Below are 14,276 nucleotides of genomic sequence, written 5' to 3'. Positions count from 1 at the left end.
CCTCCACGCGGGAGGCCAGACGCCCGATTGACGGCTTTTTCGTGGCTGCGGTGCTCGCTCAGCGGCGTGGCTGGGAAGGGAAGATACTTCCCCCTTGCTGCCGCAGTGAGTGACATGAGTCTTGGAGGCGGCGGTCAACAGCAGCTACAGCAGTTGTCCCAGGAGATTCAAGCAATCGAGGAGGAGGTCGAGGAGCTCGAAGCCGACGTGGCGTCGCTGCGCCAGGAGCAAACGGAGATCGAGGAGGCCAAAGAGGCCCTCGACGTGCTGGAGACGGGCGCGACCGTGCAGGTGCCGCTGGGCGGCGACGCGTACGTTCGTGCCGAGGTCAAGGACATGGACGAGGTCGTTGTGAGCCTCGGCGGCGGGTACGCCGCGGAGCAGGACAGCGACGCCGCGGCGAGCGTGCTCGACGAGAAGAAGGCCACCATCGACGGCCGCATCGACGACGTGCAGGCCGAGATCGCTGACCTCAGCGAGGAGGCCGAGCAGCTCGAACAGCAGGCCCAGCAAGCCCAACAGCAGATGATGCAACAGCAGATGCAGGCCCAACAGCAGCCCCAGGACGGCGAGCAGTAAGGTCAGCATGTTCGACGGGCTGAAGGACAAACTCTCGAATTTTCGGGAGGACGCCGAGGAGGTCGCCGAGGAGAACGCCGAAGAGCTTGCCGACCAGCCGGACGACGAGGCGGCGGACACGGAGGCAGCCGCCGCGGACAGCGCCCCCGAAGACGCGCCGGCGACCGCGGATGCCGCGGCACCGGCGACTGAGCCGGCGGGCGAGCAGCCCGACGCCGACGACGAGGAGTCGTCGGCCGGGTTCGTGAGTCGGGCGGCGTCGATGGCTCGCGGCCGCGTCGTCATCGACGAGGCGGATCTGGAGGCGCCGCTTCGCGAACTGGAGTTCGCGCTCCTGGAGAGCGACGTGGAGATGAGCGTCGTGGAGGAGATCCTGGATCAGATCCGGGGGGATCTCGTCGGCGAGGAGCGGAAGTTCACCGAGTCGACGGACACGCTCATCGAGGACGCGCTGCGTGAGGCGCTGTTGTCGGTGATCGACGTGGGGCAGTTCGATCTCGTGGACGAAATCGAGTCCGCATCGAAGCCGGTGACGATCGTGTTCACGGGCGTCAACGGCGTGGGCAAGACCACGACGATCGCGAAGCTGGCGCGGTACCTCGAATCGGAGGGGTTCTCGTCGGTGCTGGCGAACGGCGACACCTACCGTGCGGGGGCGAACCAGCAGATCGAGGAACACGCCGAGGCGCTCGGCGTGAAATGCATCACCCACGAGCAGGGCGGCGATCCGACGGCGGTCGTCTACGACGCCGTGGAGTACGCGGACGCCAACGACGTGGACGTCGTGTTGGGTGACACCGCGGGCCGGCTGCACACCTCCGACGACTTGATGAGTCAACTGGAGAAGCTCGACCGGGTCGTCGATCCGGACGTCACGGTGTTCGTCGACGAGGCGGTCGCGGGCCAGGACGCCGTGAATCGCGCCCGCGAGTTCGACGAGGCGTCGGCGGTCGACGGCACGATCCTGACGATGGCGGACGCGGACAGCCAGGGCGGGGCCGCGATCTCCGTGTCCCACGTCACCGGGAAGCCGATCCTCTTTTTGGGGACTGGACAGGCGTACGAGGACTTGGAGCCGTTCGATCCGGACGCGCTCGTCGACGACCTGCTGGCTGCGTCCGACGATTAGGGCGCGTCGGCGGCCGGCGGGTCGGCGTCCACGACGACGAACTCCCGGCGCGTGCCGTGGCGGTTGTGGGCGCGGACTTCGCCGGGCTCCCATGGTGGAACCCCAACGAGGAGCTGCGCGTGGAGGTCGTCGGCGAGGGTGACAGTGTGGTCGCCCTTGGGGTGTGAGACGAACCGGCCGGCGGTCTGGCCGGCGGGGGCGGCGAGGTCGACGCCGAACACGCTGGTGAGCGCGTCGCCGGCGCTGGGGAAATAGAAGTCCGACAGCACTGGTGTGTCGGGGTCGAGGGCGTGTGTCTCGTCGCCGGCGTCGAGATCCCGGGCGGGCGTCGCTGCGAGGCGGACGGACACCGAGTCGGGGTCGGCGTCGGCCGCGAGCTCACAGAGCACGGCAACGAGCGCGCGGGTGGCGTAGACGGGTGGCATGCACGCCCATACGCCCGCCGGCGGGTTGAGCGTTCCCCTAGTCGAGGGTGCCAGCTGCCATACGCGGTGGCGCTGCGTGGAACAAGGCTCTTAGGGGGCGGTCGCGTAGTCGCGACCAATCATGGTACTCGACGACCTTGGGAGCTCGCTGCGGGGCACCCTGGACACGCTCCGCGGGAAGTCCCGCATCTCCGAGGAGGACGTCGACAAGGTCGTCAAGGAGATTCAGCGCTCCTTGCTGCAGGCCGACGTCGACGTGGACCTCGTGATGGATCTCTCCGAGTCGATCACGGAGCGGTCGCTTGAGGAGGAGCCGCCGGGTGGAACGAGCGCCCGCGATCACGTGTTGCGCATCGTCTACGAGGAGCTCGTCGGGCTCGTGGGTGATTCGACGCCGATCCCCCTGGAGGAGCAGACGATCATGCTGGCGGGCCTGCAGGGGTCGGGGAAGACGACCACGGCCGCGAAGATGGCGTGGTGGTTCTCGAAGAAGGGGCTGCGGCCGGCGATCGTGCAGACGGACACGTTCCGGCCGGGGGCCTACGAGCAGGCCGCGGAGATGGCCGACCGCGCGGAGGTCGATTTCTACGGGGAGCCGGACAGCGACGATCCCGTGCAGATCGCCCGCGACGGGCTTGCAGCGACGGCGGACGCCGACGTGCATATCGTGGACACGGCGGGCCGCCACGCGCTGGAGGACGACCTCATCGCGGAGATCGAGGAGATCGAGGGCGTCGTCGAGCCGGACCGGAGCCTGCTGGTGTTGGACGCCGCGATCGGGCAGGGGGCCAAACAGCAGGCCCGGCAGTTCGACGCGTCGGTCGGCATCGACGGGGTTGCGATCACGAAGCTCGACGGAACCGCGAAGGGCGGCGGGTCGCTGACGGCCGTGAACGAGACCGACTCCACCATCGCGTTCCTGGGCTCCGGGGAGACCGTCCAGGACATCGAGCGCTTCGAGCCGGATTCGTTCATCTCGCGGTTGCTGGGGATGGGGGATCTCAAGCAGCTCACCGAGCGCGTGGAGCGCGCGATGGAGGAAACCCAGGACGACGACGAGGACTGGGACCCCGAGGACCTCATGAAGGGGGAGTTCACCCTCCACGACATGCAAAAGCAGATGCAGGCGATGGACAACATGGGGCCACTGGATCAGGTGATGGACATGATCCCCGGCATGGGGGGTGGGTTGATGGACGAGCTCCCCGACGACGCGATGGACGTCACCCAGGAGCGCATGCGGGGCTTCGAGGTCATCATGGATTCGATGACCGAGGCGGAGATGGCCGACCCGCGTTCGGTGGGGGCGTCACAGATCCGGCGCATCGCGCGCGGGTCCGGGCAGCCCGAGGACCGCGTTCGGGAGCTGCTCGACCAGCACAAGATGATGGCGCAGACGATGCAGCAGTTCCAGGGCATGGGTGACGGGGACATGCAGCGCATGATGTCGAAGATGCAACAGCAGGGCGGTGGCGGCGGTGGCGGGTTCGGCGGCATGTTCTGAGGCGGCGTGCGTCCGGGTTTTTATACGCGCGGGCCTCGATTCGGGGAGTATGAGCGTTCGGCGCGTGGCTGCCACCGCCTACCGTGAGGCCGCGCCAGCGCTGGCGGCAAGCGTCCTGGGCGGGCTGTTTGCGGGCGCAGTCCTGGGCGGGATGCGTGCGCAACTGGAGGCCGTCGACGGGCTGCTTGTGGTGGTGCCGGCGTTGCTGGCGACACGGGGGAACGTGTACGCGTCGTTCGGCGCGCGCCTGGCCACCGGCCTCCACCAGGGCATAATCGAGCCACACGTCGCCGCCGGGGACCGGCGACTGCGGGCGGCCGTCGGGGCAGCGATGGGGAACGGCCTGCTTGCGAGCGGGTTCGCGGCCGCCGTCGCGTTCGGCGTGCTGACGGCGCTTGGGCGGCCGGTGGCTGGGCTGGCGACGCTGGTCGGGGTTGCGCTCGTCGCGGGGTTGTTGTCCGGCGTGGCGCTCACGGGCGCGGTGGTAGCGGTCGTGTTCGCGGGGTATCGGCGCGGCTACAACCCGGACACGCTGGTCGGGCCGCTGGTGACGACCACCGGGGACCTGTTCGGGTTGGCGTTCCTAGTGCTTGCGGTGCGGCTGATCGTGGGGGGTGTGTGAGTGCCCCGGACGTGGTCGGTGCGGGCGATCACGCGTGCCACCCTCCCGATCCTGCTCGCGCTGACGGTCGTGGAGGTCGGCAGCGGGCTCGTGCTCGGAACGTTTGAGGCGACGCTGCTGCAGTATCCGTCGCTGCTGGTGTTGGTGCCGGTGACGATCGGGACGGCGGGGAACCTCGGGAGCATTCTGGCGTCCCGGCTGTCGACGGCGTTCCACTTGGGGACGCTGTCGTTCGATCCCGGCGACGACGACCTGGCGGGGAACGTCGTTGCGACCGTGATGCTGGCGATCACGGTGTTCCCCGTGGTGGGCGCTGGCGCGTGGGGGGTGGCAGCGGCCACCGGCAGCGTTCGCCTCCCGGTGGGCGTTGTCATCGCCGTGGCGGCGGTGGCGGGCGCGTCGCTTGCGGTGCTTGCGGTCGCGGTCACGCTGCTGGCGACGTACGCCGCCTACCGGTTCGAACTGGACCCCGACGACGTGGTGATTCCAGTGGTCACGAACACCTGTGACGTGCTGGGTGTGGTCGTGTTGTTCGGTGCGGTCGAGGTGCTCGTGTGAGCGCCGTCAGCAGGTGGCGTGCGTCGCCGAAACCGACACCAGTAACTCCACGAGTCACGAAGCGGGCGGCGTGCAACTGGTGGCGCTGCTGTGGGCGGTCGCACCCCGAGTGGTGGGCGTGGCTGCCGCGATCGCGGTGGGACTGACGCTGGCGAACCTCGCCGTGGCGTTCGGCGCGGTTGATTACGTTGCGCGGTTCGCCACGCCGCTGACCGGTCCCGCGAACCTGCCCGACGAGGTCGGCACCGCGATCCTGGCCACGACCGCGTCCCCGACGGCGGGCTACGGCATGCTCAAGGAGTACCGGGACGCCGGCGTGCTCAGCGATCGGGCGACGCTCGTCGCCATCACCATCAACACGTTCTTCGGCTTCGTGCAACACATCTTCACGTTCTACGCGCCGGTGTTGCTCCCGATTCTGGGGCTCCGCCTGGGGCTGATGTACGTCGGCGCGCGCGCCGCCGTGAGCCTCGGGATCACGGCCGCGGGCGTGCTCGCGGGTGCGGTGGTGTTGTCCGAGGACGACGTCGCGTCGGCGTCTGACGCCGGGGTGACGATGCCGGGTGAGGACGCCGCCGACGAGTCGACGCGGGAGACCGTCGCCGGCGCGCTCACGAAGACCGGTGGGAAGCTGAAAACCCTCGTGCCCCGGTTGGCGGTGGTGTACGCGGCGGTCGTCTTCCTCACCGAGACCTACGACGTGACCGCGTTCACGGCCGCCGCGGAGCCGCTCACGTCGGTGCTCGGGCTGCCCGGGGTCGCGGTGCCGGCGGTCGCGACGTTCGCCGTCGACACCACGACCGGCGCGATCTTCATCGCGCCACACGTCCCCGGGGAGTTCACCGCGGCCGAGGCGGTCGCCACGATGCTCGTCGGGGGGATCGTGTCGTTCGCGGTGTCGACGTTCAAGCGCTCGATCCCGTTCCAGTACGGCATCTGGGGGGCGCGCTTCGGGTCGAAGGTCATCGCCGTCAACATCGCCGCAAAAGTGGTGTTCATCTCGGCCGCGATCGCCGTGTTGCTCGTGTGACCGCGGTCAGGGGTCTTCGAGGGGCTCGCCGCCGTCGGTGGGGGGTGCGAGGTGGTCGATGAACTGTTGGACGGCCGGCTCGGCGACCGTGACCTCGACGTGGAGGTCGCCGAGTTCGTCGGGGTTCCCGACCGCGAAGTTGACCGTGCCGTTGAACGCCGCCTGCTTTTTGAGGTCGAAGCTGAACCCGGCGTCCGTCTGGGAGGCCTGGAACTGTTCGCGCGCCGTGTCGAGGATGCGCTGGTCGAACAGTTGCTCGCGGAACGACGCCGTCGTGTCGGTCTCGGCGACCGCACGGTCGTCCTCGACGGTGACCGTGGCGTCGGGGAACAGCCGGAGGATGGCGTCGGCCACACGGTCGTCGGGTTCGGTGGGGTAGACGGGCGCGGTCACGCGGACAGTCACGTCGGTGGTGTCAGTCATGGTTGTCGGGCACCTCAGTGTAGGGTGTGTCGGCGGCGAGCAGGTCTCGGACCGCGTCGTGGAACGCGTCGAGGCTGTCGGTGTTCTCGATGCGGACGTCGGCCAGGTCGATGGCGTCGTCCATTCCGAAGCCGCGCTCGCGGTCCTCGCGGGCGTCGAGGGGTTCGCCGTCGGTGTCGCCGGGTCGGTCGCGGTCCTCGATGCGGGCTTTGCGTAACTCTCGGGGGGCGGAGACGTGCACGAGCGTGAAGTCGTCGCCGAACGCGTCGCGGAACGTGGTCACTTCCACGTCCGAGCGGATCCCGTCGACGAGGACCGTCGTGGCGTCGGTGAGGTGGTCCTCGATGATGGGGAGTGACTGGTGGGCGATCGCGCCCGGGCCGTGTTCGTCGCGGAGCGCTTGCGCGATGCGGCCGTGGTGTTGGGCGGGATCCAGGCCCCGGTCGCGACACTCCTGCCGGATCACGTCACCCATGACGAGCACGGGGATGCCGGCGTTGGCGGCCACCGTCGCGGCCTCGCTTTTCCCGGAGCCCGGCATGCCCACGGTCCCGATGACTCTCATTGGTAGACTGCAAGCGACCCCGCCACGTGTGTGCTTCGGTGTGGCTGCCGGGCGTGTGAGCCGTGGCTGTCATCCAGTCGATTTTTACGCCACCCGGTGGTACTGCCGGATGCGGGCGCGTAGCTCAGTCCGGACAGAGCGTTCGGCTTCTAACCGAAATGTCGGGGGTTCGAATCCCCTCGTGCCCGTGGCGTCGGCTGGCGGCGGGGCGTGGCACTGAGAACGAGCACCGCCAGCGGCGGTTACATGAGCTGCGTGACTTCCTGGAAGTCGGTGCGACAGAACGGGCAGCGATAGCTCGTTTCAAAGCCGGCGGTCTGTGCGACCGTCCGGGTTTCGAGTTCGTGCATCGCGATGGAGCGACCGCAGTCCGGACAATCGAGCTTAGGCACGGATAATTGATATATTCCCAAACATATTAAAATCAATGATGTCAAATGATACCATAGAACACGGCTATGGCAGTCGGCTACCGTGCAAGCCGGACGACATCGGAACCGGCCTCAGGGGAGCCCGCTTACGCGTCGAAGCCGTCCTCGAAGACGAACGTCCCGTTGCGCTGGACGATCTCGCCGTCGACCTCGATGAACGAGTCCTCGCTCATGTCCACGATCATGTCGACGTGCTTCGCGGAGTCGTTTTGCTCGACGCCCTCGCCGACCGTCTCGGGGTACGCGCGCCCGAGGGCCATGTGGACGGTGTCGCCCATCTTCTCGTCGAACAGCATGTTGTACGTGAACCGGTCGATGTCCCGGTTCATCCCGATCCCCAGCTCGCCCAGCCGCCGTGCGCCGTCGTCGGTGTCCAGGATGGCCGCGAGCACGTCCTCGTTTTGCTCGGCGCTGAACGACACGACTTCGCCGTCCTCGAAGGTCAGCGCTGCGCCCTGGATCTCGCGGGCCTGATGGTACACCGGCTTGTCGAAGACGACCTCCCCCTCCACGGAGTCCGGAACGGGTGCGGTGAACACCTCGCCGGCGGGCAGGTTGTTCGACCCGCAGTCGTTCAGCGTCGTCATGTCCGCGACGCTCATCGTGACGTCGGTGGTGTCCCCGGAGACGATGCGGACTTCCTCGGCGGGGTTCAGGATGTCCACCATCTGCTGTTGGTGGTCCTCGACGGCGTCCCAGTCTTTGTTCACGGCGTCGTAGACGAAGTCCTCGTAGGCGGCCGTCGACATGCCCGCGAGTTGGGCGTCGGCCGGGGCGGGGTACTGGGTGAGACACCACTTCGTCGACAGCCGGGCGTTGAGCACGTCGCGGTGGGCTTCCGCGAACGCCGCCCCCAGCTCCGTGGACACGTCGCTCTGCTCGGTGACGTTGCGGTGTGGTCGGCCCACGACGGCGGCGTCGGCGTGCTCGTAGAGCTGCAGGAGGTGTTCGGGCGTGGAGAGGTCCTCGGCGTCGATCGCCTGGAGGTACGCGCGCGCCGCGCGGTCCGTGCCGATACCGCGGTCACCACGGGCGAGCATCACGGGGTTCGCGCCGACTTCACCGATCTTCTCGTAGAGGGCGACGCGGAGGTCCTCGGCGACCGGCGGCAGGCTCACCACGACGTTCTCGTCGGGCTGCAGGTCGATGCATCGGTCGACGATGACCGCTGCGTGCTGGCGGATGCGTGAATCCATGCTGTCACGTGGTCGGAACTGCCTGTTGGATGTTTCGGAACGTAACTGGCAGGATGACTTTTCCCCCTGGGGGTGGATGTCCCGATATGATCGATCTTCGCAGCGACACGGTCGCCACGCCGACCGAGGCGATGCGGGAGGCGGCGGCCCAGGCGCCGGTCGAGCACGGCGAGCACGGCGACGACCCGGCTGTGGCAGCGGTGGAGGCGACGGCGGCGGACGCCGTGGGCATGGCGGCGGCCGTGTTCGTGCCGAGCCGGACGATGGCCAACCAGATCGGGGCGCAGGTACACACCGCCCGCGGGCAGAGCGTGCTCGTCGAGCGGGCCAGCCACAGCTACAGGCGGGGGAGTGGCGGGCTGGCACAACACGCTGGGGTGCAGGCGCGCGCGTTCGACGGCGGCGAAACCGGCTGTCCGACCGCGGAGCAGGTGGCCGCCGAGATCACGGCGGGGGGTGGGCACCGGCCGGAGGTCGGGCTGGCGTGCGTGGAGATCGCACACGGGGCGAACGGCGGGGTCGTGGCGCCCGTCGACGCGTTCGCGGCTGCCGTGGAGACCGCCCACGAGCACGACGTGCCGGTGCACGTCGACGGGACGCGGGTGTTCAGCGCTGCGACCGCGCTGGGCGTCGATGCGGCGACGCTGCTGTCGCCGGTGGATTCGGTGGCGGTGTGTCTGTCGACGGGGCTGGGCGCACCCATGGGGGCAGTGCTGGCGGGAAGCGAGTCGTTCGTGGCGTCGGCCCGACGCGTGCAGGAGATGTACGGGGGTGGGATGCAGCAGGCGGGCATGGTCGCGGCGGCGGGCGTGTGCGCCCTGGAGAACCGCCACCGAGTCCACGAGGACCACGAGAACGCGCGTCGGCTGGCCGAGGACCTCGACGCGCTTCCGGGGGTGACGGCGGCCGAACCGGACACGAACATCGTGCTCGCGGACACTCGGGACGCGGACGTGACCGCCGCGGCGTTCCTGGCGGGCTGTGAGGAAGAGGGCGTGCTGGGGACGGCGGACGGCGAGTACACGGTCCGGTTTTGCACGCACCGCGACATCGGGGGCGCGGACATCGCGGCGGTGGTGTCGGCGGCGGGGGAGGTCGTCTAATCCCGGTTGCTGTTCTCGACGCCGTCGCGGAAACTGGCGACGGTGCGCCGGATGAACAGGAAGGTGAAGAACACGAACAGCAGGAGCGCAGCCGCGAAGACGTAGAAGACGGGTCCGAGCGAGGCCATGAGGGAGTGATGCATGGCGTGTGGCATAGTGGTTTCGGGTCGTCGGGAAGAATACACACGCAAGGTAACAAAACATTAATCATAGATTGGTGATACTGTTTCGTAATGACCGGGCTCCTCCCATCGGCGTCGGAGCCGTCGGCGTCCAGTGATGGCCCACGGGTTGTCGGGGTTGATTCCGACGATGCGGACCAGCTGCTGTCGGCGCTGGGGTCCGAGACGGCGCGGGACATCTACGCAGCCGTCCACGACACGCCATCGACGCCGTCGGAACTCGCCGCGGACATGGAGACCTCCCTGCAGAACATCCAGTACCATCTCGATCGCCTCGAAGGCGCGGCGTTGGTCCAGGAGTGTGACACGCGGTATTCCTCGAAGGGGCGGGAGATGAGCGTGTACGGGGCGCGCGACACGCCGGTGGTGTTGTTCGCGGGCAGCGAAGAGGACGGCGAGAGCGTGCGGGCGGCGCTGTCGGGGTTGTTCGGCGGGATCGGCGCGGTGAGTCTGGCGACCGTTGCGGTGCAACACGTCGGCGGTGGCGGTGCAAGCGGCGTACAGATCGGGACCGGTGCGGCGGCGCAGGCGGCTCCGGGAGCGGCCACGAGTTGGGACGCCGTGTGGACGCTGATGCAGGTGGCGCGGTATGGGCTTCGCGAGGCGGTGGTGGCCGGTGGTGGGCTGCTGGTTGTGGGGCTTGGTGTCGGTGCCGTGATCGCAAAGGCGAGGGCGGCCTGGTGAACCCACCCCGTGGTACTCGCCTTGAACCGCGTGTAGACGAGTGTGCGAGGCTAGTCGCGTGAGACGTGGGTCGAACGGATGGTGTCGCCGTCGCGGGTGGAGATCGCAATGCGGACGCCGTGGTCGGTTGGGTGGAGAGTCGCGTGTGCAGCCGGGGAGCCGCGTGGGTCGGCGTGGCTACCGGGGTTGAGGAGGACGGCTGTGGGCGTGGTGGTGAGCGTCGGGGTGTGGGTGTGGCCGGAGACGACGATGTCGGCGCCTCGTTCGCGGCCGAACAGCGACAGCGCCGTGTCGCCGCCGGGTTGGCGGTGGGTGAGCGCGATGCGGAGGCCGGCGGTGGTGATCGTGCGGGCCGGCGGGAGGCGGTCGCGGACGGCGGGGGAGTCGGCGTTGCCGTGGACGGCGTGGAGGCGGGTGGCGGCGTCGTGGAAGGCGTCCAGGGACGATTCGGTGGTGAAGTCGCCGGCGTGCACGACGGCGTCGGCGTCGGCGACTGCCTGACGGGCGTGGCCGGTGAGCGCGTGGTCGGTGTCGCTGTGTGTGTCAGCGAGGACGGCGATCATCGGTGTGGCGTAGTGTGTGGGGGCGTGTGAGCGTTGCGGCCGGTGGGGAGGCCCACTCGGCTGTGCGTGGTGTTTGGGTGGCCCCGAGTACGCCATCACAGAGAATAACAACGGCTATCGAAGAAATTTGTTTTTGGTACGCCAAACAAAATTTGGATGCAGCGGAAAGCTTTAAGTGGCAGGCGGTCCAACGTGTAATCGTTATGAGCACGCAAAAGAACGCGCGAGCGACCGCCGGTGAAGTCGAAGGGTCGGACGCACTGCGGATGGACGCCGACCGCGCCGAACAGTGTGTAGACGCCCTGAACGCCGATCTCGCGAACGTGTACGTCCTCTACCACCAGCTCAAGAAGCACCACTGGAACGTGGAGGGGGCGGAGTTCCGGGACCTGCACCTGTTCCTCGGTGAGGCCGCCGAGACGGCCGAGGAGGTCGCCGACGAGCTCGCCGAGCGCGTGCAAGCGCTTGGTGGCGTGCCCCACGCCAGCCCCGAGACACTGCAGGCCGAGGCGTCCGTCGACGTCGAGGACGAGGACGTCTACGACATCCGGACGTCGCTGGCGAACGACATGGCGATCTACGGGGACATCATCGAGGCCACCCGCGAACACACCGAACTCGCGGAGAACCTCGGCGACCACGCGACGGCACACATGCTCCGTGAGGGGCTTATCGAGCTCGAAGACGACGCCCACCACATCGAGCACTACCTGGAGGACGACACGCTCGTCACGCAGGGCGCCCTGGAGTAAGCCGGCGAGAACCCACCACTGTTCTTTCGCGACTAGCGTTCGACGTCTACCGTGAGGTCCGTCGAGAGCCAGCCGTCGGCGTTGCCATCCTCGGTGAATACGGTTCGCTCCGGCGAAGATTGGAGGGCGGTGAGGCGGTCTTCGGTGTCGTCGTCAGCGTCCCGCGTAACTGGCATATCAGGCCCTATGCAGCGGTGCTATCATATGTGTTTTGGTCGGCCTAAAACAGGGCGTTTGTGGCGGTCGTCGCGCTGAGCCGGAGGTTTATACCGCAAGCCGTTCGTATTCCGGGACACCGTGGCCGCACGCAGAGACGACACCCCCGACTACATGCAGTTCTTCCCGAAGCCGTCGCCGTACGACAACCAGCGGGCCGCGATGGACGCGATCCGGGACGCACTCGACGGCGGCACCAACGTGTTGTTCGAGGGGGCGTGCGGAACGGGCAAAACCCTTGCCGCGCTCGCGCCGGCGCTGTCGCACGCCCAGGCCGAGGACAAAACGGTCGTCATCACGACCAACGTCCACCAGCAGATGCGCCAGTTCGTGCGCGAGGCCCGCGAGATACACGCCACCGAACCCATCCGCGCGGTCGTGTTCAAGGGCAAGGGGTCGATGTGTCACATCGACGTGGACTACGAGGAGTGCCAGGTGCTGCGGGACAACACCCACGAGCTCGTGGACGCCACCCGGGACAAACGCCAGCTCGAAGAACGCCAGCGCGCTCTGCTCGACGAGGCACAGGACGGCGACACCGAGGCCGCCGACGCCCGGCAGGCCGTCATGGACGAGCTGGAAGCCGTCGAGTCGGAGTTGGCGGCCCTCCAGGACGGCAACGTCTGCGAGCGCTACCGCCAGAACCTCGTGGGGAACACCGACGAGTTCTACCAGTGGCTGTACGACGACGTCCGCACCCCGGAGGACATCTACGGCTACGCCGAGGAGGCGGGGTTCTGCGGGTACGAGCTCCTCAAGGACGGCATCGAGGGCGTGGATCTGGCGGTCTGCAACTACCACCACCTGCTGGACCCGGGGATTCGGGCGCAGTTCTTCCGCTGGTTGGGCCGGGACCCCGAGGACGTGGTGGTGGTGTTCGACGAGGCGCACAACATCGAGGACGCCGCCCGCGACCACGCCGCCGAGACGCTCACCGAGCAGACCCTCGACAGCGCCCTGGACGAGCTCCAGGACACGAGCGATCAGCGGGCAGCGGCCGCCGAGCGCGTGCTCGGGGCGTTCCGGGATGCGCTCGTCGAGACCTACGAGGACGCGCTGCGTCCGGGCGGCGATGGACCGGCGGACACGAAGTCGGCGGTGGAGTCGAACTGGGTGGACGTGCCGGTCGCCAACGACGACCGCCGGGACGACCTGACGCTGGCGTTCCTCCAGTCGTACACCGGCCCGGGGATCACCGAGGACGTCACCGACGCCCTGGGGTTGGGGGAGTACCTGGACGGGGAGTACGAGGACGCGTATCGGAACGGCGACGCGACGACCCGCCGGGAGTGCCACGTGCTGGCCGCCGCCGAGTTCGTAGAGGCGTACGTCGAGCGCGGCGGCGAGTTCGGGCAGTATCCGACGACGGCGGTGCGCCGCGACGACCGCACCGAGGCGGTGTACGGGCGGGCCGAGCGCTACACCTGCATCCCGCGGGAGGTGACCACCGACCTGTTCGACGCCGTGCACGCAAGCGTCCTGATGAGTGCGACGCTGCGGCCCTTCGACGTGATCGGCGACGTGTTGGGGTTGGACGACCCCGTGGAGTTGGCGTTCGGGCTGCAGTTCCCGGAGGACCGCCGCCGGACGTTCGCCGTCGACACCGAGCCGTTGTTCTCCTCGAACCGCGAGGACCGCGCGACCCAGCAGGCGGTCGCGGGCGCGCTCCGGGACGCCGCGGCGTACACGCCGGGCAACTGTCTGTTTTTCTTCCCGAGTTACGCCGAGGCGAAGCGCTACCACGACCTGCTGGCGGACTGCGACGCCACGCGGTATCTGGACGAACCGGGGGTGGCGGCTGACGACCTCCGGGAGGCGTTCGTCGCCGACGGGGACGGCGCGCTGTTCACGTCGCTGTGGGGGACCCTGGCCGAGGGCGTGAGCTTCGACGGTGACGACGCGCGGACGGTCGCGGTCGTCGGCGTCCCGTACCCGCATCTGGACGCGCGGACCGAGGCCGTCCAGGACGCGTACGCCCAGGCGTTCGCGGACCGCGATGCCGACCAGGGACTTCGCAGCGACCGCCAGGACGCCGGCTGGCGGTACGCGGTGGAGATCCCGACCGTGCGGAAGACCCGCCAGGCGATGGGGCGCGTGATTCGGTCGCCGGAGGACTTCGGCGTGCGGATGTTGGTCGATCGACGGTACACGGCAGCGAGCCGCACCGGGATGCAGAAGTATTCGGTGAACCCGACGTTCCCGCCGAGCGAGCGCGCGGAGATGGTGGACGTCGATCCGGAGAAGCTGCGGTTCTCGTTGTTGAACTTCTACGGCGATCTGGGGGCGTACGGTGGCGATCCGCCGACTCCGTAGG

Annotated in this window: 18 protein-coding genes and 1 tRNA gene; 11 read left to right on the top strand and 8 right to left on the bottom strand. The window is 68.4% G+C overall.

All coding sequences use genetic code 11. The annotated features are described in order from the left end of the window. Positions 1–114 precede the first annotated feature (114 nt). Together pfdA and ftsY are read left to right on the top strand one after the other, a co-directional pair. Positions 115–579 (top strand): prefoldin subunit alpha, encoded by a 465-nt coding sequence (gene pfdA, locus JRZ79_RS22920; RefSeq protein ID WP_010903841.1) that lies wholly within the window; start codon positions 115–117, stop codon positions 577–579. 7 nt (positions 580–586) lie between these two features. Continuing rightward, positions 587–1,708 carry a signal recognition particle-docking protein FtsY gene (gene ftsY / locus JRZ79_RS22915; protein WP_136360925.1) on the top strand — a complete coding sequence of 374 codons (1,122 nt, stop codon included), beginning with the start codon at positions 587–589 and terminating at the stop codon, positions 1,706–1,708. Here the strand turns inward: ftsY and JRZ79_RS22910 are convergent. Then, entirely contained in the window at positions 1,705–2,133 is a 429-nt protein-coding gene (locus tag JRZ79_RS22910) for a hypothetical protein (protein ID WP_205252241.1), read from the bottom strand. The two genes, ftsY and JRZ79_RS22910, sit on opposite strands and share 4 nt — an antisense overlap. Positions 2,134–2,254: 121 nt before the next feature. On the opposite strand from JRZ79_RS22910, the gene JRZ79_RS22905 reads away from it, so the two are divergent. The 4 genes from JRZ79_RS22905 to JRZ79_RS22890 all read left to right on the top strand — a co-directional run bounded on the left by JRZ79_RS22905 (position 2,255) and on the right by JRZ79_RS22890 (position 5,847). Continuing rightward, complete coding sequence (locus JRZ79_RS22905) at positions 2,255–3,637, top strand: signal recognition particle protein Srp54 (protein ID WP_136360924.1); 1,383 nt, start codon at positions 2,255–2,257, stop codon at positions 3,635–3,637. A gap of 49 nt (positions 3,638–3,686) precedes the next feature. Continuing rightward, positions 3,687–4,259, top strand: a complete 573-nt coding sequence (locus JRZ79_RS22900; protein ID WP_010903837.1) for a magnesium transporter — start codon at positions 3,687–3,689, stop codon at positions 4,257–4,259. Further along, positions 4,260–4,817, top strand: a complete 558-nt coding sequence (locus JRZ79_RS22895; protein WP_010903836.1) for a magnesium transporter — start codon at positions 4,260–4,262, stop codon at positions 4,815–4,817. 70 nt (positions 4,818–4,887) lie between these two features. Then, positions 4,888–5,847, top strand: coding sequence for a hypothetical protein (locus tag JRZ79_RS22890; protein ID WP_205252777.1), 960 nt, complete (start codon positions 4,888–4,890; stop codon positions 5,845–5,847). 6 nt (positions 5,848–5,853) lie between these two features. On the opposite strand, the gene JRZ79_RS22885 is transcribed toward JRZ79_RS22890, so the two are convergent. Further along, positions 5,854–6,270 carry an RNA-binding domain-containing protein gene (locus JRZ79_RS22885; protein ID WP_010903834.1) on the bottom strand — a complete coding sequence of 139 codons (417 nt, stop codon included), beginning with the start codon at positions 6,268–6,270 and terminating at the stop codon, positions 5,854–5,856. Then, complete coding sequence (locus JRZ79_RS22880) at positions 6,263–6,835, bottom strand: AAA family ATPase (RefSeq protein ID WP_205252240.1); 573 nt, start codon at positions 6,833–6,835, stop codon at positions 6,263–6,265. The genes JRZ79_RS22885 and JRZ79_RS22880 overlap by 8 nt, the downstream gene beginning before the upstream one ends. Before the next feature lie 113 nt (positions 6,836–6,948). Here JRZ79_RS22880 and JRZ79_RS22875 point away from each other — a divergent pair. Beyond that, positions 6,949–7,023, top strand: a tRNA-Arg gene (locus JRZ79_RS22875). Between the two features lie 54 nt (positions 7,024–7,077). Here the strand turns inward: JRZ79_RS22875 and JRZ79_RS22870 are convergent. Continuing rightward, on the bottom strand, positions 7,078–7,227 hold the full coding sequence (locus tag JRZ79_RS22870) for a hypothetical protein (RefSeq protein WP_157849923.1): 150 nt from the start codon (positions 7,225–7,227) through the stop codon (positions 7,078–7,080). A 125-nt stretch (positions 7,228–7,352) separates the two neighbouring features. Beyond that, complete coding sequence (locus JRZ79_RS22865; RefSeq protein ID WP_010903831.1) at positions 7,353–8,462, bottom strand: aminopeptidase; 1,110 nt, start codon at positions 8,460–8,462, stop codon at positions 7,353–7,355. A gap of 86 nt (positions 8,463–8,548) precedes the next feature. On the opposite strand from JRZ79_RS22865, the gene JRZ79_RS22860 reads away from it, so the two are divergent. After that, the gene (locus tag JRZ79_RS22860; protein ID WP_012289509.1) at positions 8,549–9,565 is read left to right on the top strand and encodes a low specificity L-threonine aldolase; all 1,017 of its coding nucleotides are present in this window, start codon (positions 8,549–8,551) and stop codon (positions 9,563–9,565) included. Here JRZ79_RS22860 and JRZ79_RS26145 read toward each other — a convergent pair. Beyond that, positions 9,562–9,693 carry a hypothetical protein gene (locus tag JRZ79_RS26145; RefSeq protein WP_260173106.1) on the bottom strand — a complete coding sequence of 44 codons (132 nt, stop codon included), beginning with the start codon at positions 9,691–9,693 and terminating at the stop codon, positions 9,562–9,564. The two genes, JRZ79_RS22860 and JRZ79_RS26145, sit on opposite strands and share 4 nt — an antisense overlap. Before the next feature lie 105 nt (positions 9,694–9,798). Here JRZ79_RS26145 and JRZ79_RS22855 point away from each other — a divergent pair, with 105 nt between their 5' ends. Next, positions 9,799–10,431, top strand: a complete 633-nt coding sequence (locus JRZ79_RS22855; RefSeq protein WP_010903828.1) for a helix-turn-helix domain-containing protein — start codon at positions 9,799–9,801, stop codon at positions 10,429–10,431. 50 nt (positions 10,432–10,481) lie between these two features. Here the strand turns inward: JRZ79_RS22855 and JRZ79_RS22850 are convergent, their stop codons facing one another. Continuing rightward, the gene (locus JRZ79_RS22850) at positions 10,482–10,994 is read right to left on the bottom strand and encodes a metallophosphoesterase (protein WP_205252239.1); all 513 of its coding nucleotides are present in this window, start codon (positions 10,992–10,994) and stop codon (positions 10,482–10,484) included. Positions 10,995–11,197: 203 nt separating this feature from the next. Here JRZ79_RS22850 and dpsA point away from each other — a divergent pair, with 203 nt between their 5' ends. After that, entirely contained in the window at positions 11,198–11,746 is a 549-nt protein-coding gene (gene dpsA / locus JRZ79_RS22845) for a DNA starvation/stationary phase protection protein DpsA (protein WP_010903826.1), read from the top strand. A gap of 32 nt (positions 11,747–11,778) precedes the next feature. Here the strand turns inward: dpsA and JRZ79_RS22840 are convergent, their stop codons facing one another. Further along, positions 11,779–11,922 (bottom strand): hypothetical protein, encoded by a 144-nt coding sequence (locus tag JRZ79_RS22840; RefSeq protein ID WP_010903825.1) that lies wholly within the window; start codon positions 11,920–11,922, stop codon positions 11,779–11,781. Positions 11,923–12,076: 154 nt separating this feature from the next. On the opposite strand from JRZ79_RS22840, the gene JRZ79_RS22835 reads away from it, so the two are divergent. After that, on the top strand, positions 12,077–14,275 hold the full coding sequence (locus JRZ79_RS22835) for an ATP-dependent DNA helicase (protein WP_205252776.1): 2,199 nt from the start codon (positions 12,077–12,079) through the stop codon (positions 14,273–14,275). Position 14,276 lies beyond the last annotated feature (1 nt).

The organism is Halobacterium sp. BOL4-2, from assembly GCF_016917835.2.
GTDB lineage: Archaea > Halobacteriota > Halobacteria > Halobacteriales > Halobacteriaceae > Halobacterium > Halobacterium salinarum.
The sequence above is the reverse complement of the archived record's forward strand: the minus strand, read 5'-3'. Positions and strand labels throughout refer to the sequence as shown.